This is a genomic window from Citrobacter sp. MNAZ 1397 (genome assembly GCF_023613995.1).
In the GTDB taxonomy this organism is placed as follows: domain Bacteria; phylum Pseudomonadota; class Gammaproteobacteria; order Enterobacterales; family Enterobacteriaceae; genus Phytobacter; species Phytobacter ursingii.
On the sequence record NZ_JAKIVH010000003.1, the window covers coordinates 1 to 24481 of the forward strand.

The window sequence follows — 24481 nt, forward strand, 5'->3', positions numbered from 1 at the left end:
GTGTCCCGGATGGCGGCGTAAACGCCTGATTCGGGCTACGTTCTGGTAGCCCCGGCAAGCGCCGCGCCGCCGGGGAGTGTCCCGGATGGCGGCGTAAACGCCTGATCCGGGATCTGGTCTGGTAGCCCCGGCAAGCGCCGCGCCGCCGGGGAGTGTCCCGGATGGCGGCGTAAACGCCTGATCCGGGCTACGTTCTGGTAGCCCCGGCAAGCGCCGCGCACGCAGTACGGTCCCCTCTCCCTTGAGGGAGAGGGTTAGGGTGAGGGGGAAATGCCGCAAACAGCACGCGTGCAGCATTTACCCTCAAATAAAGGTAAAAATCTCTTCACGCGGCAGACGGGATTTCGGCAGTGCGGCGTTGAAATCACCTTCGCTGCGGTAACCGAGCGACACCAGCACCACGCTGGTGAACCCTTTTTCACGCAGACCCAAAGAGAGGTCCAGCGCACGTTGATCAAACCCTTCCATCGGCGTTGCATCAATACCTAACATCGCCGCGCCCAGCAGCAGTCCGCCCAGCGCCAGATAAACTTGTTTCTCCATCCACTGCGGAATATCACGGGACTCATAGCGGTGCATATCGACATAAGAGCGACGGCTCTTATCCTGGCCTGCCTGCGCGCCTTCGGCGACGAAACGGCCATCTGCGTTCTCTTGTGCCAGCACTTTTTGCAGATGCTGATCATCCAGATCCGTACGCATGCAAAGTGCAATAACGTGCGAAGCGTTCAACACTTTAGGTTCGTTGTAAATGAACGCACCGGTGGTCGATTTTGCAATCGCGGCGCGGCCTTCGGCCGTCGATGCCACCACAAAATGCCACGGCTGGGAGTTCACCGAAGAGGGGCTGTTTTGTAGTACATTCAGCAGCGTTTCAATCTGCTCCTGCGGCAGCGTTTTACCCCCTTCAAAGGCTTTAACGGTATGGCGGGCAATCACGGCATCATCTAAAGTCATCGTCTCTCTCCGGGCAGGAAAATGAAATAAATTCGGGACTTGTCGCCCCGTCTGGTTGGTCGAGAATAAACACAAATGCTGACGAGATAAATCACCTCCGCTGTGCAGCACTTTCCCTCCGGAAGTGAAAATAATGCCCTGGCGCTTTGCGCCTGTGGGTTTTTCTGGCAAAAAGAGGGCAAACCGTAAGCCCGGCAGGAGAAATCATGATTCGCCTTGAAGATGTCACCTTATTTGTTCGCTCCGCCGCGCTGGGCAGTTTCTCCAGTGCAGCGCGGGAGGCAGGGCTATTGCCGGGGCAGGTCAGCGCCGCCGTACACCGCCTGGAGCGTGACCTCGACAAGCGCCTGTTTGCGCGCTCGACCCGCAGTCTGCGTTTGACCACAGAGGGAGAAAAATATCTCCCCTTCGCTCAGGAGATGCTGGCCGTGGTGCATGCGGGCGCGGAAAGCCTGCACAGCAGCGACAACGATATTCAGGGTGAACTGCGTGTGGCTGTACCGTCTGATATTGGCCGCAACGTGCTATTGCCGCTTATCACCCGCTTTTGCCAGCAGTACCCGAAAGTCTCGCTGCGCCTGTCGCTCTCTGATGAAGTCAGCGATGTCTTTCGCGACCCGGTGGACATTGCGATTCGCTATGGCGTGCTGGATAACAGTAGCTATGTCGCATTACCGCTGGCAGAAGATAACCGCCGCGTACTGGCCGCCTCCCCGGCTTACCTGCAACAACATGGCAGGCCGCAAGTTCTGGACGACATCGTCAATCACCACTGCCTGCTGTTTACCATGAACAGCCACGTCTATGACAAATGGAGCTTCCCGGAAGACGGCATGCGTCGCCAGTTGATCGTTAAAAGCCGAATGCTGTGCGACGATGCGGATGTTGCCCGCCGCTGGGCGCTGGAGGGGATGGGCATCGTCTACAAATCGTGGATTGATATCAGCGCGGATGTTCAGGCAGGCAGGCTGGAGGTGTTATTGCCACAGCACCCAGGCGAAGCGGCGCCCCTCAATCTGATTTGCCCACACCGCAAGCAATTTTCCCCGGCGATTCGCCAGTTGCACAGCGTGTTACGCGAGCCTCTGCGCGCTATCACTGCGTTGCTGCATACCCATCCGGCGTTTCATCCGCAGTCCTGATGCGCTCGTCTGAAAGCTAAGCGGGCCCTGTATATCGTCCGCCTGCGTCTATCGTCAGATAATATTCAGCTTTCAAAAAGCCACGTTTTGCTAACCCCTGAGGTGACGATAGGCGACTATTGTTGAAGCCATACAAGCAATCAGGGATCGCGTTCAGTGATGAAGGCGGCGAAAGGCGCAAATCAGCGCCCTATGTTGTCCGGGCTGGCGACGCAAGGAGTGCCGGGCTAGTCCGTCATCTAAAAGGTATGTGCGAATGGCTTTACGTTCATTAGGTACCACGGGTTTACAGATCCCCCGGCTGGTTTTTGGCGGTAACGTATTTGGCTGGACCGTGGATGAGAAGCAGAGTTTCAGTTTACTGGACGCGTTGCTGGAGCGTGGCTTTAGCGCTATCGACACCGCAGACGTTTACTCTGCGTGGGCGCCGGGAAACAAAGGCGGTGAATCGGAAACCATCATTGGCAAGTGGTTTGCCGCTCATCCTGGCGTGCGTGAAAAAGTCACCCTTTTTACCAAAGTCGGCGCCGATCTGGGGGAACCTGGCAAAAAAGGCCTTTCCGCGCGCTGGATTGAACACGCGGTCAACGACTCATTACGCCGTCTGCAAACCGACTATATCGACCTGTATTTCTCCCACTGGCCGGACAGCGAAACGCCGTATGACGAAACCCTGGGGGCATACCAGAAGCTGCTCAACGCCGGAAAAATCCGTGCTGTCGGGGCGTCAAATCTGAATGCAGAACAGTTACAGGCATCGCTGAGCGTGGCGGATGACAACGATTTGCCGCGCTACCAGGTGCTGCAACCGGAATATAACCTGTATGACCGTGACAGCTTTGAAGGAAAGCTGCAGGAGTTAACGGTTCGGGAAAATATCGGTGTAGTGACCTACTACAGCCTGGCCTCGGGTTTCCTGTCGGGCAAATACCGCAGCGAAAGCGATCTCAGCCAGAGCCAGCGCGGGCAGGGAATTAGCAAGTATCTGAATCCACGTGGCTTTGCCATTCTGGATGCGGTGGATAAAGTGGCGGCAAAACATAACGTCAAACCCGCTGAGATAGCGCTTGCCTGGCTTATCGCCCAGCCTGGCGTCACCGCGCCTATCGCCAGCGCCACAAAAATCGCCCATATAGAAAGCTTCGTGACCGCAGTGTCGCTGACCCTTTCCAGTGAGGATATCGCCGCACTGAACAACGCCGGTCAGTAAGGCGCAAACCGGATGGTCATGCGCCATCCGGTGCGCTTTTCCCACCTAAAAATTGTAGTTTTGCATGACCTGAGACAATTTTTCCCGTCGTTCGGTTGGAGTTTTTGTCGCCTCTGCCGTTAACCATGTTGATGAACGCCACGTATTACCGCACAAGTCTGGCAGGTGATTGCCGCCGCGTAAGCGCCTTCTGACTTGTCGTTCGGGACAGGGAACAATGAAGGAAAGTCACGCAAAGAAACACGATGTGCTGATTGAGCGACTGTGCGAAATTTTCTCGGTCCTTTATCAGGGAAATACCATCGATAAAGCATGGTTATGTACGAAATTCGGCATTACGGCGCGCACCGCGTATCGCGACCTGGCGCGGCTTGCCCACTTACTGGATCAGGTCTCGCCTGGTCGCTATCGCCTTAGCACGCATTTACTGCCGACGCTGCATACCGGGCACCTGGCGGAATTTGCCGATTTCGCGGGCGTTGCGCATCTGTTCCCTCGTCGGGATGGTCAGTCGCTACGTAACAGCATGAAAAACCGGGATAACATCGCCTTTCATGGTGCCAGTAGCCGGGAAAATTACACCATGGATGCCCTGATAGGCCAGCTCAACCAGGCCATTGCCGCCCGGCAGGAAGTCACGTACTGCTATCGGGAAAAAAACCGCTGTGTTCAGCCGTATCGCTTAATAAACCATTATGGTTTGTGGTATCTGGCGGCGGTGGATGCGGGCACGCTAAAGGCCTTCGAACTGGCGCTTATTTCCCGCTTTTCGCCGGGGACAAGCCGTTTCACGGCCGATCCGCAGGTGCTGGAGGAGCTTGAAGCAGGTTCGGGTATTCGCTTTGGCAAAAAGACAGAGGTGCAATTACGGATTTCGGCTCATGCGGCGAAGTTCGTCAGCCGACGCCCGCTTTTTCCTGCTCAGCGCGTGGTGGAACGGCACGACGACGGCGGCATGACGATTTCGTGTGATATTCGAGACCCGCACACGTTGTTCCGCTGGCTACGCTACTGGCTACCGGATGTCAGCATCCATTCGCCCGCTTCCCTGCGTGAGGCGTTTAAGCAAGATTTACAGCGGCGTTATGCCGAGGCTAGCGACGATATTGTTCATCCGATACCTGCTCAAGCCAGGTAACCGGGCTGCCGTTTTGTGATTCGGCGATAGCGATATGGGTCATCGCATTCTCTGGCGTTGCGCCGTGCCAGTGTTTCACATCCTGCGGGATCCAGATGATATCGCCCTGATTCATCTCCTGGATGGGTTCCCCTTCACACTGGATCCAGCCTTTACCGTGGGTGATGATCAGCGTCTGACCCAGCGGATGGGTGTGCCAGGCCGTGCGCGCCCCCGGTTCAAAGGTCACAATCGCTCCGCCGACGCGCGCCGGGGCATCGGTCTGGAACGGAGAGTCGAGGCGCACGCGGCCGGTAAAATAGGCCTCCGGGCCGGGTGCGGAAGGGACAGAACCACTACGGATAATTTTCATTTTCTTCTCCTGAAAAGGTAAAACCGCAGGATAAAGTTTACGCAGCATCGCCGGGATTGATTAGCCGTAGAAAGCGAAAAGGTGCTATGAGGCACATTCATGAGTGTCTGAGGCAAAGGCTTTCACCCCCTGTCCCGACAGCCCGCCACAGAGGAGCGGCGAGCCGGGATAATGTAACAGGGTGCGGGTGGGGATAACCCGGCAAAATCATAATGGGGCTATGAGGCTGGCTTACGTATGGCGTTCACTGACCGTCATGGTAAACCACACTTCCTCATCACCGTCGTTGGCATAGGCATGGGGTGCATCGGTTCGGGCGACGGCGGAGCTGCCCTGCGTGACGGCCATGACGGTTTCATTGACGGTGATAGTCAGTATGCCCTGCTCCACGTACAGAAGCTCAACGGTGCCAGTCGGATGGCCCGCAGAGGTAAAATGCTCGCCGGGAAACAGATGCCAGCGCCACATTTCCAGCATATCGGGCCCGCTGGTGCCAGCCAGTAAGCGGGCAGAACCGCCTTTATCACCGTTCCACAGTACCGGAATGTCCGCGGCGCCAATCAGGCGGATGGCGGGTTTACTCGCCACATCGACAATATCCGCCACGGAAACGCCCATCGCGGCGGCGATTTTACACAACATCGCGATGCTGGGGTTGGCCAGGCTCTTTTCGATCTCCACCAGCATGCCTTTGCTGACGCCTGCCCGGCGAGAGAGTTCGTCCAGCGACAATTTTTGCTGCTGGCGGAACGTTTTAATGCGTGCGGCCACTGCCTGGCTGACGGTTTCCAGGTCGGCGCCTGCATCGGTCGGTATATTGACTTTTTTGGTCATCGGTCGATAGTATGGGATAAATTGGTCACTAAAAGGATTATCCGATGCTTTCCGTTCAGCCGTCAATCGACGCCGGTCTTGCCCGTATTGCTCCCCAGTTTCGAGCCCTGAGTATGCTGGTGGAGGCCGCGCCGTTAGTGCATCCACAGGTGGGAGAAGCGGCGTTAACGCGCGCATGTGCTGAGGTGATGGCAGGCGGCCCGGTCTGGGCGCAGGCGCATCTGGATGCCTGGAGTGAGGTGTTTAAGCGCTTCGGCGCGAAGCCGAAACGCACGCCCTGTTCCGCCGACGCGCTGCGTAAACGGGTATTGCGCGACGGCGTAATGGCCGCGATTGATCCAGTGGTAGACCTCTATAACGCCATCAGTTTGCGCTATGCCATCCCGGTGGGGGGCGAGAACCTTGCTGCCTATGCAGGCGCGCCGAGGCTGGTCATTGCCGAGGGGACCGAGCGTTTTGACATGATGAAAGACGGACACGTGGCGGAAGAGTCGCCGGAACCGGGTGAAGTGGTGTGGCGTGACGATCTGGGGGTAACGTGTCGGCGCTGGAACTGGCGACAAGGGGTGCGGACCCGCCTGAGCGCCACGGATAGCCAGATGTGGTTTATCCTGGAAAGCCTGCCAGAGATGCCGCTTGATGCCCTGCATGCTGCAGGGGATGAACTGGCGGCCGGTTTGCAGGCAATGATGCCGGGCAGCATCATCCGTTCGTCGCTGTTGACGCTATGAAAGGGAATATCCCGGATGCGGCTTTACCTTATCCGGGATACGGGTTCAGTGCCCGATCGTAGAGGGGGAGGGATCCCCACAAAAAATGCGAGCACGACCAGGGCCCTCTCCCTTGAGGGAGAGGGCCCTGGTCAGCCGCCAACGCCTCATCGATTTTCAGCCGGACCCTGTCATCGCTGTCACTGTTTTATTCTTATTAAGCGGCGTTATCGCTGTAAATCGTAAGATTACTGGGGATTCCTCACCCCTGAGGGAGAGGGCCAGGGTGAGGGGGAAAATGCGGCTCGGAAGGTGGGTTCCGTTCACCGTATCTACAGTCCGTAGCCCCGGCAAGCGCAGCGCCGCCGGGGATGTCCCGGATGATCACTACAACCTCGTCAACGTCGCAAAATAGGCGGCGAGACTATCAATCAGGGCTCTGACCGCAGGCGGCAGCCCCTTACGCGTGGTAAATACCAGGTGAACAATCCCCGGCACGCTGCGCCACTGTGGGAACACTTGCACCAGCTCCCCTTTTTCTAATGCGCGATGGCAAAAATGTTCCGGTAAAAACGCCACGCCAAGTCCCTGGCTTGCCGCCGTACGCACCGCCGCAAAATCACTACAACTCATCATCGGTTCATGACGAAACATCATGCTTTGCTTGTCACGGTTTTCCAGCGGCCACTCCACTTCGGCGTCGCCATCATTGGTGCTGAGCGTGGGGAGGGTATTCAATATGGCTATATCCTCCCCCGTACGCCGCGCCAGTGCCGGGCTTGCCACCAGGATCCGATGCGAAATACCCAGCGTACGCATAATCAGTTCCGCGTCGCTATTAAGTTGCGTGCGCACGCGCAGGGCCACATCAATACGCTCATTAATCAAATCCACGGGCCTGTCGAGGGCCAGAATTTGCAGCCGGACCTTCGGATAGCGGTGCATATAGGCCATCAGCGTATCGGAAACCACTTCCACCATCCCGGTCGGGCAGCTAAAGCGCACCAGACCATGCGGCTCGGCATGGGCATTCACAATCAACGCTTCTGCCTGCTCTGCCTCTTGCAGAATGGCTCGACAACGCTGGTAAAACGCCTCGCCGACTTCCGTGACGCGAAAGCGGCGGCTGGTGCGCTCAATCAGCCGCACGCCGAGACGAGATTCCAGCTCGGCTATTCGGCGGCTGAGTTTTGATTTTGGTTCATGCAGTGCCCTGCCTGCGGCAGCAAATCCACCGTGGCGCACCACCTCGGCAAAATAGCGATAGTCATTCAGATCGGTACGCATTGTCGCCCCATCGTTCCTTTAATAGAACGATAGGTAGCATAATTGCTATCTTTTTGCACCATCGTTCCACTGGTATCTTCATCATCACTAACCCAACGGAATAAACCGGAGCTTAAAATGAACAGATACAGCAATAAAGTCGTGGTAGTGACTGGTGGTACCAGCGGTATTGGCCTGGCGACAGCAAAAGCGTTTGCCGCAGAAGGCGCGTATGTTTACATCACCGGGCGTCGCCAGGAAGCACTGGATAACGCGGTACAGGCCATCAGCGGCAGCGTGGTCGGCGTGCGTGGCGACATGGGGAAGCTGGCCGATATCGACCACCTCTATGATGTGATTCAGCAGCAGCACGGGCAGATTGATGTGCTGGTGGCGAATGCGGGCGGCGGGGATTTTGCCGCACTGGGTGAAATCACCGAACAGCATTACGAGCAGACCTTCAACACTAACGTTAAAGGCGTGCTGTTTACCGTACAGAAAGCCCTGCCGCTGCTGAAAGATGGCGCTTCCATCGTGATGACCGCCTCCACCACCAGCGTGAAAGGCACCCCGGCATTTAGCGTTTACTCGGCGACAAAAGCGGCGGTGCGTAACTTTGCCCGTAGCTGGATTCTGGATCTCAAACCGCGCCGCATTCGCGTTAATGCCGTCAGCCCTGGTCTGACGGACACCGCCGGTCTGAATGAACTCTTTGGCGGCGGCGACCAGGCGGAAGGCACTAAATCCTGGCTCTCCGAACAGGTACCGTCAGGCCGTATTGGTCAGCCTTCTGAGGTTGCCAGTGCCGTGCTGTTCCTGGCCTCGGACGACGCGAGCTATATCAACGGCGTCGAGCTGTTTGTCGACGGCGGCCTGGCACAGATTTAACGTATAAGCATTGCCCCGTGTCGTATCGACATATACGGCGCGGGGGAACGCACAATAAAATCCCTTCCTTTATGCATAATACGCAAAAGCATTTCCATAAATGGCAATTGTTAAAAGTAACTATCCATTCCTGGTTTATCTCGATACATCCGCAATTCCGCCGTGGTAGACTCGCCTTATAAAATATAGCTATGCCATTTAATTTATAACAACTGAAAATAATCATTTTCAGGGAAGGTGAAGTGTGCCTGATTGGTTATCATTAGCAGTCGATTCATTTTGGCCAATGCTGTATGCCGGGCTGACATTTACTATTCCATTAACATTGATTACCTTCGTCCTGGGATTAATTCTGGGATTTGTCGTGGCGTTAATTCGCTTATATGGTCCTGCACCGCTGAAAAGCGCGGTGCGCTTTTATGTCTGGATTATTCGCGGCACGCCGCTGCTGGTACAACTGTTTCTGATTTTCTATGCTCTGCCGAATGCGGGCATCACGCTGGATGCGTTTCCGTCGGCGGTGATTGGCTTTACGCTTAACATTGGCGCCTATACCTCGGAAGTGATCCGCGCGACATTGCTCTCGGTACCAAAAGGCCAGTGGGAGGCGGCGCACTCCATCAGCATGAGCTGGAGCCAGTCGCTGCGCCACATCATTCTGCCACAGGCGGCGCGCGTGGCGGTGCCGCCATTATCAAACACCTTTATTTCGCTGGTTAAGGATACTTCGCTGGCTTCGGTAATTACGGTTCCTGAGATGTTTCTCGCTGCGCAACGTATTGCCGCCGTCACCTATCAACCGCTTATCCTTTATACCGAAGCAGCACTTCTCTATCTGTTGATCAGTTCCGTCTTATCGTATTTACAGTCGCAGCTGGAAACCCGATTAGAAAGAAATACCGTGGCTAAGGAAAATAATAATGATAACGCTATCCGGACTTGAGAAAAGTTTTGGCTCGCAGAAAGTCCTGCACGATATTTCTCTAAACCTTCCGGAAGGGAGCGTCACGGCATTAATTGGCCCTTCCGGCAGTGGCAAAAGTACATTATTACGCTGTGTCAACCTTCTGGAAATTCCACAGGCTGGAACGCTGAAAATTGGCGGTGAAGATATTTCATTTAACGGACATACCAAACCGAAAAAAAAAGATATCCGGCGTATCTGCCAGCAGACCGGCATGGTCTTTCAGAACTTTCAGCTATTTCCGCACTTAACGGTGCTGGACAACATTATGCGCGGTTTGGTGGTGGTGCAGAAATGGCCTGTCGCCAAAGCCAAAGCGAGGGCGGAAGAGTTGCTCACCAAAGTTGGCATGCTGCACAAGCGCGACGCCTGGCCAGCCATGCTCTCCGGCGGCCAGCAGCAGCGCGTGGCAATTGCCCGTGCGCTGGCCCCGTCGCCCAAAGTCTTGCTCTGCGATGAACCCACCTCGGCGCTCGACCCTGAATTGTCCCTGGAGGTGGTGGCCGTGCTACGCCAGCTCGCCCAGGAGGGCACCACCATGCTGATGGCGACACACGATTTACGGCTGGCGGCCAATATTGCCAACCAGGTCGTCTTTCTGGAGTCAGGGCACATTGTGGAGAGCGGCACCTCGAAGGCCATCTTCACCCAGGCGAAGAAGACGCGAACCCAACTGTTTATTTCCACCCTGACCGACACCCTTCCCGATTCCTGGGAAATTTAAAACAACAACACGGCAACCCTTTAAGGAGCTAATGATGAAGGTATTAGTTACTGCACTGCTGGCCACCGCTATTCAACTGAGCGTTTCACATGCTGCTTTTGCGGCAAACGATCTGACCTCTATCAAATCTGCCGGGGTGTTGAAGATCGGCACCGAAGGCACCTATCCGCCATTCACTTACCATGACGCCTCCGGAAAACTGGTGGGGTTTGATGTGGAGATTGGGCGCGAAATCGCGAAACGTATTGGGGTAAAAGCTGAATTTGTTGAAGGCAAATGGGATGGCCTGATTGCCGGGCTGGACGCTAAACGCTACGACGCGGTAATTAACCAGGTTTCTATCACCCCTGAGCGTCAGGCGAAATTTGCTTTCTCCGAGCCGTACATCTCCTCCAAAGCGGTACTGATCGTGAACAGCAACAATACGGCGATCAAGAGCTTTGATGACCTCAAAGGCAAGAAATCCGCCCACACCCTGACCAGTAACTATGCCCAACTGGCGCGTAAATACGGTGCGGAAGTGGTGGGTACCGATGGCTTTGACCAGTCGGTGTCGCTGGTGGCTCAGGGACGTGCGGATGCCACCATCAACGACAACCTGTCGTTCCTCGACTTCAAAAAACACAAGCCGGACGCACCGGTGAAAATTGTGGCGGCGCAAAATGATGCCGAGCAGGTGGGTGTGCTGATTCGTAAGAATGATGCGGAACTGCAACAAGCGATCAATAAAGCCCTCGACGGGATTAAATCCGACGGAACATACCAGAAGATATCCACTACCTACTTCGGGACAGATGTGTCGAAATAATAAACGGGCCGCAGCGGTTATTACCGCTGTAGGTTTCGCTAAAAAGGGCAGCAGTTGCACGGGAGAGCCAGGGACAATCTGCTGCCAAAAGTACAACCGTTACTGCGTTTTTTCTTTTATTAACATGGCAAGGATAAAGAACACGGCGACGAAGGCGATGATGAAATTAAAGCCAGTCGAGATACCGTAGCTGTCGGAGACCTGACCAATGACCGACCCGGCCAGCGCACCGCCGAAGCCAGAAGCAACATAAATCAGCCCCATCACTGAGCCGCTTTTACTGGTCAAGCGCGTGGCAATGGCAGCCGCCGTCGGGAACAGTACGGACATGGCGAAACCGAACAGCATGAACAGGTAGACGAACTCCACCACCAGCATGCGGCTGACGATGATGGAAACCAGCGACAGTATCGAGAACCAAATCAGCGTCCGACGCTCGCCCAGTTTCAGAGTGATAAAACCGCCAATCACACGGCCAATAGTAAACAACCCGGCAAACGAGGAGATCACATAAGCGGCTTTGGCGGCTTTACCGGCGGCGTCGAGATCGGCGATATCGAGTGCAGCGTAGAAAATCGGGAAGAAGTTCAGGAACGCCGCTTCGGCCGCCACATAGAACAGCAGAAAGGCAATCACAATCATGATGTGCTTCTGGGTCAGCAGCTCGATAAAATCACTCAGCTTCATGCTTGACTGGGCGTTACTCTCTATCTTCAACGTACACAGAACCAACACCAGCACGGCGACGATAACGGCGATGCCGACATAGAAGGCGCGCCAGGAGACGCTGTTGGCAAACAACTGGTGCAGGATTAGCGGGGTGACAATCATCCCAACGCCAAACATGGCGTTGGAAATATTAAACATCATCCCGGCTTTGTCTTTATAGAAGGTCGGGATCACGGTCACGATGGAAACCATCATCGAGCCAATGCCCAGACCGATCACCAGATAGAAGCCAAAGAACAGCGCTACGGTGTAGGCCAGGCTGGTGCCCATCAGGCCGACAATCATCAGCAGCGAGCCGACCAGCATCATGATTTTCAGACCTTTTTTGTCGGTCAGATAGCCGGTCAACAGGCTGGAAACCAGAAAACCAATCTGAAACAGGGTAATCAACGTCCCCACCTGACCCATATTGAGGTCAATACTGTGCTGCACCTGTTCGAGAATCAGCCCTTTCGTGTTCTGAATCCCGCCCAGCAAAAACATCGTCATAAACAGCAGGAAAAAGACTTTCCATTTTTGCGCATTTGTCATTTTTCAGTTCCCTTGTGTTGTTCGTATTCTCCAATGGCGTCAAATAGCGCCTGGTCTGCCCATCCGTAGCAGTAATAGAGCAGGTCATCGCAGGCGCTGGCCTCTGCGGCGCGTACCGCTTCCAGCAGCTGCTCTGGCGGGAGGTTCCACATCTGTATGCCGCTGAAAATAAAGGTCCCTTCCTGGGAAAGCTGGCGTACCCGGTCATTTTGTTCCTTGACGAAATCGATCGGGAAGCCGGAGGCTTTAAAGTCCTCGTAGCTGAGCGAGTAAGGCAGGTTGAACAGTGCTTTAAACGCTTCAAAAGCGGATTCGTGTGCGGCTTCATCGCTGGCAAAAAAGTTCACCAGCCCCTGCACGTCCGCGCCGCCACCGAGTTTGTGGTAAGGGAAATGTTTCAGCGTGCCGGAAAGACGCGTCAGTTCGCGGTAATCCTGCCCGAGGATCCAGCTATAGGCGGGGGGCCAGAGATCGAGCCAGAAATGGATATCGCCAATGTTTTCCTTCGCACTTTTCAGGATACGTTCGACCAGCCCGGTAACGCTTTGCTGACGAAACGCAATCCAGCGGGCAATGACGGGGTTATCGCGAAAAGCCTCGACGGGATAAGCAAAATTCCCCTCGGCAAGCGCGGCGGCAATCTTATCCAGCTCGTCTTTGACCACCTCTGGCGCGAGCCCCTGCGCTTTCATGGCCTGCTGGCAGTGCGGGCAGAAACAGGTGAACAGCCCGGCGGGATTGACCTCTTTTCCGGCCCAGTCCGGAAAACGGATACGGTCAATCAGGAAGGTGTCATACCCGTAAAGGGTCTTAATGCGGCTGAACGTTTTTTGCCAGTAATCCGCTACATCCGGCGCGTTAGGGCACAGCCAGTACTTGATGACCCGGCCACGATAATCAATGACCTGGTTGTTGGCGATATCGCCACTGAAATCCCCGTTCAGGATGTTCACCCAGGGAATCACTTTATAGCGACTGCCTTCGGTCGCCTGTTGAACCCGGCGCAAAGGATCGTTGCCCGCCAGTACGCCGGGGTCTATTTTTTGTTGCAGACGCGTATCGGAATTATCAATATTGACGTGCAGCATGCCGTTGCCCATCACCGATTTATGCACCGGGTTATGCGGTAATACGCCAACCGGATACGGGTTACGTTCAAAAATAGTATTTAACTCAACAAATAAATGTTCAACGTTCTGCATGCCGTCTATCCGTTGCAGAATATCGTCCATTCCTTCGTCCAAAATATCATGCGGATGCAAATGGATTCCTGCCATTATGTTCTCCTTGTCGTCAGGTGACGGGCACTAATTAATTTGTGCGTCTGGCATAAATTGAATTGCGGGATATATAGAAGAAAGCGCCAGAATGGCGATGCCATAGAGGGGGGCTTTCTCGCGTAATTCTGATAATTCCACGGTGACGTGGGTATTGGTGAAAAGCTGCCTGTCGAGAATCGCCTGCACGCGGGGCAGGAAATATTCCGCAGCGTGGGTAACGCCACCGGTTAATATGACTTTTTGCAGGTTCGCCACCGCGACCAGATTAATAATCCCCATGGCTAAATAATCGGCCATCTCATCAAGCAGCGCGCAGGCCAGTGGATCGCCCTCACGCACATGCGTCATCATCTTTTCCAGCGAGAGCGTCTGGTTTGTCAGCTCTTTCAGGCGATCGCTGATGCCTGAGCCGGAGCAGTAGCTTTCAAAGCAGCCTTTATCACGCCAGTTTTTATAGAGCTGATCACGGTTAAAGATCATGTAGCCAATCTCGCCCGCCGCGTTCCTTGTGCCGCGAATGATCTTGCCGTCCATCAGCAGCGCTGACCCTAAACCTGTGCCAATGCCAATCAGCGCGGCGCTGTTGCTGTCCCGGCATTTGCCGCACCACATCTCGCCAACCAGCGCGGCGCGAATGTCATTTTCCAGGATGACCGGCAGAGAAAGCCGCTTTGTTAGCTCCGCTGCGAGGGGAAGGCTTGACCAGTCAGGTAGGTTTGGCGAGCCCTCCAGCACCACGCCATGACTGATATCGATAATGCCTGGCGTCGCAAGACCAATCACGCCGATACGGCGATATTCAATGCCACTTTCCACGATAAAGCTGGCGATGCTGTTGGATAAAAGGTCTATAAAGGCATGGCGGTCGTCGGTCTGGTAAGTCTCTTCGCGTTTTTCATACAAAATTGCGGCATCCAGATTAAACAGCGAAAAGGTAATTTTCGTTCCGCCCAGATCGATGCCAATGCCCAGCCTGGCGTGCGGATCAAAATTAATCAGAATGCCTTTTCTTCCCTGCCCGGTTTGCTCGCTTACGCCCCCTTCGAAAATAATTTTCTCCCGCAGTAAATCATTAATAATTTCCGAGACGGTCGCTTTGGTGAGTCCGCTGATTTTGGCGATTTGCGCGCGTGATAATGGCCCCTGCTCGCGAATAATATTGAGCACGAGCGTTGCGTTCATCTGGCGTAAGGTATTGGGAACCACAGGCGTCATAATGAATACCCTTTAGTTTGCTTTCCATACTTAATCGTCAGTATTAACTGACTTCGATGTCCTTTTTTGCGTATTTATTGCCGGGAAAGGGATTGGTGTAAAGCATTTTTACGTATTTAGTTTGTATTCCATACTAATTTGGTGAATTCCGTCACAGGTTTATTTTTGCTTTTATTTTGTTATTTCATTTGTGAATGATTGGCAGGTTTGGGTTTTATTTTTTAAATATTATCATGGATTATTTAAGATTGTGTCATATATGTATTATGAATATACTTGAGACTATTGATTTGCTATTTCATTCCTTTTTCTCTGCTTTTTTTGCAATCTACCGAGAGGTTTTTTCAGGCGCGTATTGTCATCCGTGGCAGGTTGCAAATCTATCCTGGTAGTGGCATAGCTATTTAAAAAAGGCGTGCAAAATGACGCCAGTCATAATAGTTTTCGGTGCCACGACGTCGGGTTGATTAAGGGTGGGGAGCGATCCTGATGAGTAAAGGTAAAATTATTGTTGCGTCAATGATGTTATTTTGTGTCCTGTGCTTTGCCGCAGTCGCTTTTTATTTCCTGGGCAACAATACGCAACCGTCAAACCAGCAACAAACCGCCGCCATACTCCAGGTTGCCGGACTGGCAACGCCAGGGAAAAGCGATGCGGTGGCGATGCAGACGCTTTTTGAACGTCGGGTTATTGCCCGTCAGGTGAATCTGGACACTGGTACGTTATTGACTGCATCGTCCAGTCAGGATGCACAACAATCCTGCGTAAACCTGGCGGCGGACCAGGATCCTGCGCAGGTGCGTCAGCGCTGTAACATCGCCGATGTTTACCTGGTGCAAAATAATGAGCATCAAATTCAACAGGTTATTATTCCTGTTTCCGGTAAAGGCGCAAAGTCGATGATGCATGCGTTCATCGCGCTGGAGACAGATGGCCGCACGGTGAAAAACCTGCTGTTTTACGAACAGAACGAAACGCCGATGCTCGGCGCGAAGGTTGAAGACCCGGACTGGCTGCGTCAGTGGCCGGGAAAAAAAGTGCTGAATGACAACGCCGAGCCCGCGCTGAAGGTGGTTCAGCAGCGTAGTGGCGATGCCGATGAATACACCGTGGACGGTATTAGCGGCGCGACCATGACGTCAGCAGGCGTAGAGAAAAGTATTAATTTCTGGCTGGGCTCCCGCGGTTACGGACATTTCCTGCAGCGGCTGGCGAAAGATAAGCAAATATTATTGAATTAACCCGATAATTTGAATCAGGCGACATTACGCCAGCAATATTGATATTGCTGGTTTTTTATTTGCCTTTATCACAATTATTTCCCCGCTACCGTTCAACAGCATCGATTAATGCCCTTGCCGTTGCCAGGCAATAAACCTGACTTACTCGTCAGGAATACAGGGTTATTTCCGGGCCATCTTCGTTATTAATTTACACAACTTGCGGCTGTTTGACAGTTTCATGATCCTGGTCATGTACAAACGACAAAAAAGACCCATGATAATCATTATCATTTGTATTTTAAACGGTATGCAAGGTGGCTATTTCCCGTTCCTTTCTGATGTTTCTGTTTGGTCTGCTCTTTAGCGCCTGCGTGTGGGCGGCAACCAACTATGCGCCGTTTATTGAAGATATTGAGCAACGCCTTGATAAAACGGCGGAACTTTATCAACAGCAAAAAGATAACGAAGCCCGGCGCGAAGTGCAGATGGCCTATTTCGAGGTATTCGAAAATCTGGAAGGCCCCATTCGTATCAACTTCTCTGCCAGCAAAAGCTATGAGATGGAAAGCACCTTCGGCGACATCCGCAAGATGATCGGTGACGGCAAACCCTTGAGCGACGTGCAGGCCAAAATCGACGGGCTGAAAAAAGCGCTGCGTGAGGTCGAGCCGGTGCTGGATGGTGGGCACAAGCTGGTTGCCGAAGAGCAGCACACGGCGCTCTCCCGTGATGATATCGCCGTCCACTGGCAGGATAGCTTCCGCACCATTGACGATTTACTGGCCCAGGCCGTTAGCGAATACCAGGCGGGCAATTTCACGGTCGCCAGTCAGCACGTCCAGCAGGCTCACTATCAGGGCTTCAAAAATTCAGAAATGGAGATGTCGGTACGGCAAAACCGCTCGGCAAAAGACGCGGCCTCCATCAACCAGCAGTTCACCGCGCTGATTGCGCTAACCGCAGAGCCTGACCATCTGAACGATGTCTCTTACCAGACCACCGCGCTGTTGCAGGACATTGAAGACCTGTTACCGGGCCTGCCGACGACCCGTGACGATCAGCCCGTTAGTGCGCCAAAACCGGCGGCCGATAATCTCCCGGCGGCAAGCGATGCGTCAGCCAATGCCGACTGGACAAGCATAGCGTCCGGCATTAATCAGAGCATCAGTGACGCCATTGTGCGCTACAAAGACGGCAATGCGCAGGATGCCATCATCGATGTCCAGGATACCTATTTCGACCGTTTTGAAGCGACCGGCATGGAGAACAAAATCGGTTCCCGTGATTCCGCGTTCAAAACCACGCTCGAAAACCATTTTACCCGCCTGGTCAGCCTGATGAAGGCCGGACAGCCGGTTGAGGCGCTAACCGCCGAAGCCACTGCGCTGCAAAACGATTTGCAAAGCGCCATCACCATGTTGGGCGAAGGGGAAGAGACCCAGTGGAGTCTGCTGATTTACAGCCTGATGATCATCGTGCGTGAGGGGCTGGAAGCGTTGCTGATTGTGGCGGCCATCGTCGCTTACATGGTGAAAAACAACCATCAGGACAAGATGCCGCTGATTCGTCAGTCGGTACTGGTGGCGCTGGCTGCCAGCGTCGTGACGGCGGTCATCTTCCAGATGCTGTTCACCAACTCCGGAGCCAGCCGCGAGCTGCTCGAAGGTTTCACCATGCTGATTGCCGTGGTGATGCTCTTCTCCATGAGCTACTGGCTGCTCTCAAAAGTGGAAGCGCGCCACTGGAAAGCCTGGCTGGAGGGCAAGTTATCTCATTCGTTAACGCGCGGTTCTCTGGTCGGCCTGTGGCTGACCTGCTTCCTGGCGGTGTATCGCGAGGGCGCGGAAACCGTGCTGTTCTACTTCGCCCTGATTGGCGATGCGAAGAATGTGGCGGGCCATATGGCCATTGGCGGCGGTTTCGTCATTGGCTGCGTGGTGCTGCTGGTGGCCTGGCTGGTGATGCGTTACACGGTCGTCAGGCTGCCGCTCAAACCCTTTTTCATGTTCACCGGCAGTTTTATGTACCTGATGGCATTCGTCTTTGCCGGGAAAGGGGTGCTGGAACTGGTGGAAGGCAAGTTGTTCCAGCCAACGTTAATTAATGGGATGCCGGAATTCGGCTGGCTGGGCATTTATCCCTATGTGGAAACGCTGTTGCCGCAGGCGGTGTTGTTGCTTGCTGCCGTGGTGGCGCTGTGGGTCATGCGCCGTCGCAACTACGTTTCGGGGGAGACAATTAAAAATAACCCGTAGCCAATTTTTAAGACGAGAGGATGAGTCATGACCATCAAGAAGACCTTGATTGCCGGTGCCGTAATGGCCGGAATTTTCACTGCACCAGCAGCGTTGGCGTTTCAGGAACACCCGGCGGGCGAGCCTGTCAAAATGAACGAAATGGAGCTGGCTGCCGTTTACCTGCAGCCTATCGACATGGAACCGCGTGGCATGGGTCTGCCGGCGGCGAAATCCGATATCCATCTGGAAGCGGACATTCACGCGACTGAGGGTAACAAAAACGGCTTCGGCGCGGGCGAATGGGTGCCGTACCTGACCATCAGCTACACCCTGGTGAATACCGATACCGGTGAAAAACAAGAAGGCACCTTCATGCCGATGGTGGCGAGCGATGGCCCGCACTACGGTGCGAACATCAAAATGATGGGCGTGGGTAACTACAAAGTGACCTACCACATTGAGCCGCCAGCAAAAGCCGGTATGCACCGTCACACCGACACCGAAACCGGAGTCGGCCGCTGGTGGAAACCGTTCGACGTTAGCTACGACTTCAAATACGTCGGCCTGAACTGATAAGGCGCAGGCGTTTGTGTCGTTTACGCGGGGTGGGCATGTGATCATCCCGCGATCTGTGTTTCCGGCGCGGCACCTTTTTGTTTCCGCCACACCCGAGTCGAAGCTATGAGTTACTTTTTCGTCACCACGCTACAGGTTTTTTTCTGCGTAGCCCTGCTATCAGGCCTGCTCTGGAGCCGTAGTCCGCTGCCCACCGTGCGTTCACTGGTGTGGACGACGCTGCCTGGGCTGATTGCCGGGCTGCTCTTCGGCCTGCTTTTTCGCGGTTCTCAGCAAATCCAACTGCTGCTGGTCTGCGGCGAAATCCTCGTGTCGTTCCTGTTTCTGCTCAGTTTCTGGTGGACACCGCATCGCCTGCGTTACCTGTGGCAGGCGGTTCTGGTACTGGGCGCGGCGCGTCACTGGGGGCTGGACCCGAACCTTGGCGGCCTCACCAGTACCCACGTGCTGAACACCGATCTGCTGCTGAACCTTACCTCGCTGGTGCTGGCGTTTGCGGTGCTGAGCCTGGTGGCGGTGCTGTGCGGCATGCTGGTCAGCCGGATGCGCTGGCTGTACTGGCCGCTGACGGTCATCGTGATGATCATGCTCTGGCTGCCGCTCAGCGGTAACCTGCTGTTGCTGCTGATGAAGCTGCAGGTGATGCCGCTGCTGAAACCGCTGTTGAGCTTCGTGGCGCGGGTGACGAACAACGCGCAAATGTATAACTGGGTCGGCGCGGGTTTACTCCTGCTGCTCGGCCTGTGCTGGTTGCCCCGCTTACGTCGCTATTTCCGCGATGTCTGGTCCACCCGCGACCCGATTGCACACCGTCTGGCCCGTGCTCAGCGTCGTAACGCGCTACGCCTGTTAATGACCACGGTCGGCTGTGCCGCCGTGGTTATGGGTAGCCAGCTGTGGTGGGACCTGGTGGCTTCGCAGCCGCCGCAACTCTCAGAAGCTCAGCCGGTGACGCTGGCCAGCGACGGCATGGTGCATCTGCCGGTTGAACAACTGCGTGACGGCAAACTGCACCGTTTCGTGTGGGTGGCGGATGACGGCAAAGCGGTGCGCTTTTTCATCATCAACCGTTATCCGGACAAATTGCGCTTCGGCGTGGTCTTCGACGCCTGCCTGCTGTGCGGCGATCAGGGCTATGTGATGGAAGGCAATCAGGTGATCTGCGTGGCCTGTGGGGTACACATTTTCATTCCCTCGATTGGCAAAGCGGGCGGCTGTAACCCGGTGCCGATCGACAACTGGCGCAACGATGAGAAAGAGCTGACCATCCCCGGCGACGCGCTGGCGGCAGGGGTGAACTACTTCTCTACGGTCATGACCATCAAGGTGACCGACCCGGTGGACAAAACGACGCTGACCAACACATCCGCCGAGTACAAATACAGCTGGGGCGGCAAAACCTGGTTCTTCGCGTCCGAAGCGAACTATAACCGCTTCCGCAATGCGCCCGAGCAGTACGCTCCCGGCGTGGCGAAGGAGGAATAGTCATGTTATGGCGAATGCTACGGCAATCCTGGGGACGTAATCTCCGGCGCAAGATGCTGGCGATCCTCACCGTTTTCCTGGCCTCCAGCCTGATTTCGGCGCTGCTGGCGGTGTCGATTGATATCGGCGACAAAATGTCGCGCGAGCTGAAATCCTACGGCGCGAACATTCTGATTGAGCCTGCCGGACAGGCGGCGCTGCCCGCGATGTTCAGCGAAAAGAGCAACCCGCTCTCCGGCCAGGATTTCCTCGACGAAGCCGAATTACCGAACATCAAAGATATCTTCTGGCGGAACAACATAGTCGGCTTTGCCCCGATGCTCGGCGGCGAGGTGACGGTCAACGGGCGTGATATTCAGGTGTCAGGAACCTTCTTTAGCCAGCCGGTGGATATCCCGGATGAAGAGGGGTACCAGACCGGGCAGCGTACGGTGAGTCCGTTCTGGCAGGTGAGCGGCGAGTGGCCGCAGGAGCCGACAGGCGACGTACCGCAAACCCTGGTGGGCCACGCGCTGGCGCGCAACAGCGGCTGGAAAGTGGGCGATACACTCACGCTGAGTGCCGGAAATCACACGCAAACCGTGGTGGTGAGCGGCATTTTATCCAGCGGCGGTGAAGAAGATAACCAACTGGTGATGCCGCTGAATGTCGTCCAGCAACTGCTGAATTTACAGGGCAAAGTGCAGGCGATTCGCGTCTCGGCCTTGACGGTGCCGGAAAACGAACTGTCGCGCCGCGCCCGTGAAAACCTCGATGCGCTGAATGCCGAAGAGTATGACCTTTGGTATTGCACCGCCTATGTCTCGTCCATCGCCCACCAACTGGAAGAGGCGATTTCCGGCGCGGAAGTGCGCCCGGTCTGGCAGGTTGCGGCCTCGGAAGGGGTGGTGATCGACAAAATCCAGCTGCTGATGGGGGTGGTGACCCTTGCCGCGCTGGCGGCTGCGGCGATGGGCATAGCCTCGCTGATGACCAGTACCATCATGGAACGCGCCAAAGAGATTGGCCTGATGAAAGCGCTGGGTGCGCGCCAGTGGCAAATCTTACTGCTGTTCTACCTGGAGGCGGCCTCCAGCGGCCTGGCGGGTGGCGCCGTGGGCTGTATTGCGGGGTGGGGGCTGGCGAAGGCCATCGGGCTGATGCTGTTTGATGCGCCGCTCAATTTCGCCTGGGTGGTGATCCCTTGCGTGCTGGTGATTGCGGTACTGATTTCACTGATTGGCACCTGGTTCCCGGCCCGGCGCATTGCCCGTCTTTATCCTGTGGAGGTGCTGTATGGCCGCTAAGCGCGACATGCTGTGGTTACTGGTGTGGCGAGCGTTGCGCCTGCGTTTGCAGCGTGTCAGCGTGGTGTTTGCCGCCCTCACCGTGGGGGCGACCATTGTCACCGCGCTCTCCGCCGTGTGGTTCGACATTAACACCAAAATGAGTGAAGAGCTGCGCACCTTCGGGGCGAACTTTTATATCGGCCCATCGCATGGCTCCAGCGTGCCGCAGCCGGAACTGCAGGCCATACTCGATAAGGCGCCGAAAGGGTTAATCCACGGCGCCAGCCCCTGGCTATACGGCATGGCGCGCACCGAGCTGGAAAAAGTGGTGATGGTCGGGGTGTGGTTTGAATCGATGCAGAAACTGGCGCCGTACTGGCAGGTTACCGGCAACTGGATTGGCGTGAGTTTTGATGACCGGAACGCGATGGTCGGCGTCAAACTGGCCGAACGCCTCAACGTGCGACCGGGCGACAGCATTACGCTGGTCGACCATAAAGAGCGCAAAAAACTGCTAGTGAAGGGCATTGTCGAGGCGGGTGACGCCACCGATAACATGCTGATTGTCAGCCTCGACGTAGCGCAAAGCTGGCTGCATCAGCCGGATAAAATCAGCCACGCGTTGTTGAGCGTCAGCAACGACGTTGGGCAGGTGGAGAGCTACGCGCAGACCTTACAGCAGCAATATCCGGATCTTGAGATTCGCCCGGTGCGTAAAGTCTCGGCCTCCGAAGGGCAGGTGCTCGATAAAATCAAAGGGCTGATGGGGCTGGTTTCCATCGTCATTCTGGCGCTTTCATCGCTGTGCGTGAACACCACGCTGATGGCGATTGTTGGCGAACGTTCCCGTGAGTTCGCGCTGCAAAAAGCCCTTGGCTCAAGCAATGGCGACATCATGCGCCAGATGGTGCTGGAAACCGGCATTATCGCGCTGGCGGCGGTGGTGACGGGCTGGATTCTGGGGTATCTGCTGGCGCAACTGCTCGGCATGACGGTATTTAATGCCGCCATTTCCCTGCGTCTGCCGGTACTACCGATCACCCTGGTGCTGTCTTTGCTGGTCGCGGTGCTCGCGGCCATTGTTCCGGTACGACGCGCAGTGAGCGTTGAACCTGCAAAAGTATTGAAAGGAGAGTAACGCCATGTCTGTCACGCATATTCCGCAGATGGCGATTGAAACCCGCCATTTATACAAGCGTTTCGGTGATATCACCGCGCTGGATGACATTAATCTGCGCATCGCCCGGGGTGAATTTGTGGCGATCATGGGCGCGTCCGGCTCCGGTAAAACCACGCTGATGAACATCCTGACCTGTCTGGATACCGCCACCGAAGGGCAGGTGATCCTTGACGGCACCGACGCCGCCGCACTGGATGAAGAGGGTCGTCGCCGTTTTCGCGCCGAGAAAATCGGCCTGGTGTTCCAGCAGTTCCACCTGATCCCGTTTCTGACGGCGCTGGAGAACGTCATGCTGGCCCAGCACTACCATAGCGTGGTGGATGAAGCCGCTGCCCGCGCCGTGCTGGCGCAGGTGGGGCTGGAGCACCGCGTGACCCACTTGCCGAGCCAGCTTTCCGGTGGTGAGCAGCAGAGGGTGTGTATTGCCCGCGCGCTGGTCAATGAGCCACCGGTGATTTTCGCCGATGAGCCGACCGGTAACCTCGATGAAGAGAACGAGCAGCGCGTGCTGGACCTGCTGACCGACCTGCACCGCCAGGGCCGCACCATCGTGATGGTGACGCACAACCCGGCGCTGGGGCAGTTTGCTGACCGCATTTTGCGTTTGCAGCACGGGAAATATCTGGGCGAGGAGAGGACACAACATGCGCTGGCTTAATGGGTTTGTTTTGCTACTGCTGGTGCTGTTGAGCGGCTGCAAAGAAGAAAAACTGGCACAGGGCGCACCCGCACCTGCGCTGGCGGCGTTTGATTTGCACGGTAAAGACGCCAGCCTCGACAGCTGGAAAGGCAAGGGGATTTACCTCAATTTCTGGTCAGCAAGCTGTGGCGGTTGTCTGGCTGAAATGGACACCCTGCAGGCGCTCAGCAAACAGTATGGCGACAACGTGGTGGTGGTGGCGGTGAACACCGACCCGGATTCCGTGGATATCCGAGCGCTGCTGGCAAAACACCAGATCACCTATCCGGTGCTGCGCGACCAGCTCAACATCACCCAGGAACGCTATCAGGTGATCGGCACGCCGACGTCGGTGATGATCGATCGCCAGGGCCGGGTACTCGACCTGCATCAGGGTGCGCGCAAGCCAGCAGCATTACAGGAAACATTTGTACAGCTGGCACGCCAGTAAGACAACGGAGATTTAGAGAACGGTTTATGGCATTTATCTGGACGGACAAAAAGTTAGGTTTTCTGCGAAAGAGCGCAGGCATCCTCACGACGAGACAAATAGCAGAGAAACTGGATACCAATATCACCGTCGTACGCAACATGGCCTATCGGCTGAACCTGCATCTGCGGGTGCCGAAATACAACGAGAAAGACCTTGAGCAAGTGCAGGCGCTGTACGACTCCCCGGAAAACCTCAGCCTGAAAGAGATCGCCAAAAAGACCGGGCTGACGCTCAGCACGCTGCACTACATTCTCTATGTCAAAAGCAACCACGCGCTCTACAACAAAACGGAGTATGTGCTGTTTGATACCGAGGACGCGGTACAGTACCGCGTACCAAAAGATGTGCTGGATCTGGAAAGCTCCAGCCTGGATAACATCGCCAGTGAGAACGATGTCCGTGAGATTTACCTTATGGACGGCACCTGTTTTTCCGCCCGCAATATCAAGCAAGAAGTGGTGATTAGCCGCACCAGGGCGTGACGGCTGGAAACAGACCCCTCTGGTTGAATACTTATTTTTCGTTTATTTTGATTATTGTTGGTTTCGATTATTTCGATTAAACTTCTTCCCATTGCAGAAGGAGGATAAC

At 55.2% G+C, this 24481-nt stretch carries 25 protein-coding genes; 17 read left to right on the top strand and 8 right to left on the bottom strand.

The window, feature by feature from the left end:
* Positions 1-279: hypothetical protein (locus L2097_RS17220; protein ID WP_250353362.1), on the bottom strand; the 279-nt coding region annotated here is incomplete at its 3' end.
* A gap of 24 nt (positions 280-303) precedes the next feature.
* Positions 304-957, bottom strand: a complete 654-nt coding sequence (gene nfsB, locus L2097_RS17225) for an oxygen-insensitive NAD(P)H nitroreductase (RefSeq protein ID WP_047372507.1) — start codon at positions 955-957, stop codon at positions 304-306.
* 206 nt (positions 958-1163) lie between these two features.
* Between nfsB and L2097_RS17230 the strand changes: the two genes are divergently transcribed.
* The 3 genes from L2097_RS17230 (at position 1164) to L2097_RS17240 (ending at position 4447) form a co-directional block, all read left to right on the top strand.
* Positions 1164-2099, top strand: a complete 936-nt coding sequence (locus L2097_RS17230; protein WP_047372508.1) for a LysR family transcriptional regulator — start codon at positions 1164-1166, stop codon at positions 2097-2099.
* A 256-nt stretch (positions 2100-2355) separates the two neighbouring features.
* Positions 2356-3309, top strand: coding sequence for an aldo/keto reductase (locus L2097_RS17235; protein WP_047372509.1), 954 nt, complete (start codon positions 2356-2358; stop codon positions 3307-3309).
* Between the two features lie 217 nt (positions 3310-3526).
* Positions 3527-4447 (top strand): WYL domain-containing protein, encoded by a 921-nt coding sequence (locus tag L2097_RS17240; RefSeq protein ID WP_085005128.1) that lies wholly within the window; start codon positions 3527-3529, stop codon positions 4445-4447.
* On the opposite strand, the gene L2097_RS17245 is transcribed toward L2097_RS17240, so the two are convergent.
* Both L2097_RS17245 and L2097_RS17250 read right to left on the bottom strand, forming a co-directional pair.
* Entirely contained in the window at positions 4404-4799 is a 396-nt protein-coding gene (locus tag L2097_RS17245) for a (R)-mandelonitrile lyase (protein ID WP_047372511.1), read from the bottom strand. The genes L2097_RS17240 and L2097_RS17245 overlap by 44 nt on opposite strands.
* A 231-nt stretch (positions 4800-5030) precedes the next feature.
* Positions 5031-5633 carry a helix-turn-helix domain-containing protein gene (locus tag L2097_RS17250; RefSeq protein WP_085005127.1) on the bottom strand — a complete coding sequence of 201 codons (603 nt, stop codon included), beginning with the start codon at positions 5631-5633 and terminating at the stop codon, positions 5031-5033.
* A 44-nt stretch (positions 5634-5677) separates the two neighbouring features.
* Between L2097_RS17250 and L2097_RS17255 the strand changes: the two genes are divergently transcribed.
* Entirely contained in the window at positions 5678-6364 is a 687-nt protein-coding gene (locus L2097_RS17255) for a B3/B4 domain-containing protein (RefSeq protein WP_047372513.1), read from the top strand.
* 366 nt (positions 6365-6730) lie between these two features.
* Here L2097_RS17255 and L2097_RS17260 read toward each other — a convergent pair whose 3' ends face one another.
* A complete protein-coding gene (locus L2097_RS17260) occupies positions 6731-7630 on the bottom strand; it encodes a LysR family transcriptional regulator (protein ID WP_085005125.1) in 900 nt (299 codons plus the stop codon).
* A gap of 117 nt (positions 7631-7747) precedes the next feature.
* Between L2097_RS17260 and L2097_RS17265 the strand changes: the two genes are divergently transcribed.
* From L2097_RS17265 to L2097_RS17280, 4 genes are all read left to right on the top strand, one after another.
* On the top strand, positions 7748-8497 hold the full coding sequence (locus L2097_RS17265) for an SDR family NAD(P)-dependent oxidoreductase (protein ID WP_085005124.1): 750 nt from the start codon (positions 7748-7750) through the stop codon (positions 8495-8497).
* A gap of 244 nt (positions 8498-8741) precedes the next feature.
* The gene (locus tag L2097_RS17270) at positions 8742-9440 is read left to right on the top strand and encodes an amino acid ABC transporter permease (protein ID WP_250353363.1); all 699 of its coding nucleotides are present in this window, start codon (positions 8742-8744) and stop codon (positions 9438-9440) included.
* Positions 9418-10185: an amino acid ABC transporter ATP-binding protein gene (locus L2097_RS17275; RefSeq protein WP_250353364.1), complete on the top strand. Its 768-nt coding sequence runs from the start codon at positions 9418-9420 to the stop codon at positions 10183-10185. Before L2097_RS17270 ends, L2097_RS17275 begins: the two co-directional genes overlap by 23 nt.
* A gap of 34 nt (positions 10186-10219) precedes the next feature.
* On the top strand, positions 10220-10993 hold the full coding sequence (locus L2097_RS17280; protein ID WP_047372525.1) for an amino acid ABC transporter substrate-binding protein: 774 nt from the start codon (positions 10220-10222) through the stop codon (positions 10991-10993).
* Between the two features lie 99 nt (positions 10994-11092).
* Here L2097_RS17280 and L2097_RS17285 read toward each other — a convergent pair whose 3' ends face one another.
* The 3 genes from L2097_RS17285 to L2097_RS17295 are packed head-to-tail and all read right to left on the bottom strand — an operon-like array spanning position 11093 to position 14748.
* Positions 11093-12253, bottom strand: a complete 1161-nt coding sequence (locus tag L2097_RS17285; protein ID WP_250353365.1) for an MFS transporter — start codon at positions 12251-12253, stop codon at positions 11093-11095.
* Positions 12250-13530 (bottom strand): hypothetical protein, encoded by a 1281-nt coding sequence (locus L2097_RS17290; protein WP_250353366.1) that lies wholly within the window; start codon positions 13528-13530, stop codon positions 12250-12252. The genes L2097_RS17285 and L2097_RS17290 overlap by 4 nt, the downstream gene beginning before the upstream one ends.
* A 30-nt stretch (positions 13531-13560) precedes the next feature.
* Positions 13561-14748 (bottom strand): ROK family transcriptional regulator, encoded by a 1188-nt coding sequence (locus tag L2097_RS17295; protein WP_047372528.1) that lies wholly within the window; start codon positions 14746-14748, stop codon positions 13561-13563.
* A gap of 489 nt (positions 14749-15237) precedes the next feature.
* Between L2097_RS17295 and nqrC the strand changes: the two genes are divergently transcribed.
* From nqrC to L2097_RS17340, 9 genes are all read left to right on the top strand, one after another.
* A complete protein-coding gene (gene nqrC, locus L2097_RS17300; RefSeq protein ID WP_085005117.1) occupies positions 15238-15990 on the top strand; it encodes an NADH:ubiquinone reductase (Na(+)-transporting) subunit C in 753 nt (250 codons plus the stop codon).
* Between the two features lie 320 nt (positions 15991-16310).
* Positions 16311-18227, top strand: coding sequence for an FTR1 family iron permease (locus L2097_RS17305; RefSeq protein WP_250353517.1), 1917 nt, complete (start codon positions 16311-16313; stop codon positions 18225-18227).
* Positions 18228-18254: 27 nt separating this feature from the next.
* Complete coding sequence (locus L2097_RS17310; RefSeq protein ID WP_085005115.1) at positions 18255-18782, top strand: iron transporter; 528 nt, start codon at positions 18255-18257, stop codon at positions 18780-18782.
* A 108-nt stretch (positions 18783-18890) separates the two neighbouring features.
* Entirely contained in the window at positions 18891-20270 is a 1380-nt protein-coding gene (locus tag L2097_RS17315; protein ID WP_250353367.1) for a Fe-S-containing protein, read from the top strand.
* A gap of 2 nt (positions 20271-20272) precedes the next feature.
* Positions 20273-21556 (top strand): ABC transporter permease, encoded by a 1284-nt coding sequence (locus L2097_RS17320; RefSeq protein ID WP_085005113.1) that lies wholly within the window; start codon positions 20273-20275, stop codon positions 21554-21556.
* Positions 21546-22676, top strand: a complete 1131-nt coding sequence (locus tag L2097_RS17325; protein WP_250353368.1) for an ABC transporter permease — start codon at positions 21546-21548, stop codon at positions 22674-22676. Before L2097_RS17320 ends, L2097_RS17325 begins: the two co-directional genes overlap by 11 nt.
* Before the next feature lie 4 nt (positions 22677-22680).
* Positions 22681-23376 carry an ABC transporter ATP-binding protein gene (locus L2097_RS17330; RefSeq protein ID WP_085005111.1) on the top strand — a complete coding sequence of 232 codons (696 nt, stop codon included), beginning with the start codon at positions 22681-22683 and terminating at the stop codon, positions 23374-23376.
* On the top strand, positions 23363-23848 hold the full coding sequence (locus L2097_RS17335) for a TlpA family protein disulfide reductase (protein WP_085005110.1): 486 nt from the start codon (positions 23363-23365) through the stop codon (positions 23846-23848). Before L2097_RS17330 ends, L2097_RS17335 begins: the two co-directional genes overlap by 14 nt.
* 26 nt (positions 23849-23874) lie before the next feature.
* A complete protein-coding gene (locus L2097_RS17340; RefSeq protein ID WP_250353369.1) occupies positions 23875-24372 on the top strand; it encodes a helix-turn-helix domain-containing protein in 498 nt (165 codons plus the stop codon).
* Positions 24373-24481 lie beyond the last annotated feature (109 nt).

Coding starts and splice junctions, on each gene's coding strand:
- nfsB (WP_047372507.1), bottom strand. CDS start 957: ATGACTTTAGATGATGCCGTGATTGCCCGCCATACCGTTAAAGCCTTT.
- L2097_RS17230 (WP_047372508.1), top strand. CDS start 1,164: ATGATTCGCCTTGAAGATGTCACCTTATTTGTTCGCTCCGCCGCGCTG.
- L2097_RS17235 (WP_047372509.1), top strand. CDS start 2,356: ATGGCTTTACGTTCATTAGGTACCACGGGTTTACAGATCCCCCGGCTG.
- L2097_RS17240 (WP_085005128.1), top strand. CDS start 3,527: ATGAAGGAAAGTCACGCAAAGAAACACGATGTGCTGATTGAGCGACTG.
- L2097_RS17245 (WP_047372511.1), bottom strand. CDS start 4,799: ATGAAAATTATCCGTAGTGGTTCTGTCCCTTCCGCACCCGGCCCGGAG.
- L2097_RS17250 (WP_085005127.1), bottom strand. CDS start 5,633: ATGACCAAAAAAGTCAATATACCGACCGATGCAGGCGCCGACCTGGAA.
- L2097_RS17255 (WP_047372513.1), top strand. CDS start 5,678: ATGCTTTCCGTTCAGCCGTCAATCGACGCCGGTCTTGCCCGTATTGCT.
- L2097_RS17260 (WP_085005125.1), bottom strand. CDS start 7,630: ATGCGTACCGATCTGAATGACTATCGCTATTTTGCCGAGGTGGTGCGC.
- L2097_RS17265 (WP_085005124.1), top strand. CDS start 7,748: ATGAACAGATACAGCAATAAAGTCGTGGTAGTGACTGGTGGTACCAGC.
- L2097_RS17275 (WP_250353364.1), top strand. CDS start 9,418: ATGATAACGCTATCCGGACTTGAGAAAAGTTTTGGCTCGCAGAAAGTC.
- L2097_RS17280 (WP_047372525.1), top strand. CDS start 10,220: ATGAAGGTATTAGTTACTGCACTGCTGGCCACCGCTATTCAACTGAGC.
- L2097_RS17285 (WP_250353365.1), bottom strand. CDS start 12,253: ATGACAAATGCGCAAAAATGGAAAGTCTTTTTCCTGCTGTTTATGACG.
- L2097_RS17290 (WP_250353366.1), bottom strand. CDS start 13,530: ATGGCAGGAATCCATTTGCATCCGCATGATATTTTGGACGAAGGAATG.
- L2097_RS17295 (WP_047372528.1), bottom strand. CDS start 14,748: ATGACGCCTGTGGTTCCCAATACCTTACGCCAGATGAACGCAACGCTC.
- nqrC (WP_085005117.1), top strand. CDS start 15,238: ATGAGTAAAGGTAAAATTATTGTTGCGTCAATGATGTTATTTTGTGTC.
- L2097_RS17305 (WP_250353517.1), top strand. CDS start 16,311: ATGTTTCTGTTTGGTCTGCTCTTTAGCGCCTGCGTGTGGGCGGCAACC.
- L2097_RS17310 (WP_085005115.1), top strand. CDS start 18,255: ATGACCATCAAGAAGACCTTGATTGCCGGTGCCGTAATGGCCGGAATT.
- L2097_RS17315 (WP_250353367.1), top strand. CDS start 18,891: ATGAGTTACTTTTTCGTCACCACGCTACAGGTTTTTTTCTGCGTAGCC.
- L2097_RS17320 (WP_085005113.1), top strand. CDS start 20,273: ATGTTATGGCGAATGCTACGGCAATCCTGGGGACGTAATCTCCGGCGC.
- L2097_RS17325 (WP_250353368.1), top strand. CDS start 21,546: ATGGCCGCTAAGCGCGACATGCTGTGGTTACTGGTGTGGCGAGCGTTG.
- L2097_RS17330 (WP_085005111.1), top strand. CDS start 22,681: ATGTCTGTCACGCATATTCCGCAGATGGCGATTGAAACCCGCCATTTA.
- L2097_RS17335 (WP_085005110.1), top strand. CDS start 23,363: ATGCGCTGGCTTAATGGGTTTGTTTTGCTACTGCTGGTGCTGTTGAGC.
- L2097_RS17340 (WP_250353369.1), top strand. CDS start 23,875: ATGGCATTTATCTGGACGGACAAAAAGTTAGGTTTTCTGCGAAAGAGC.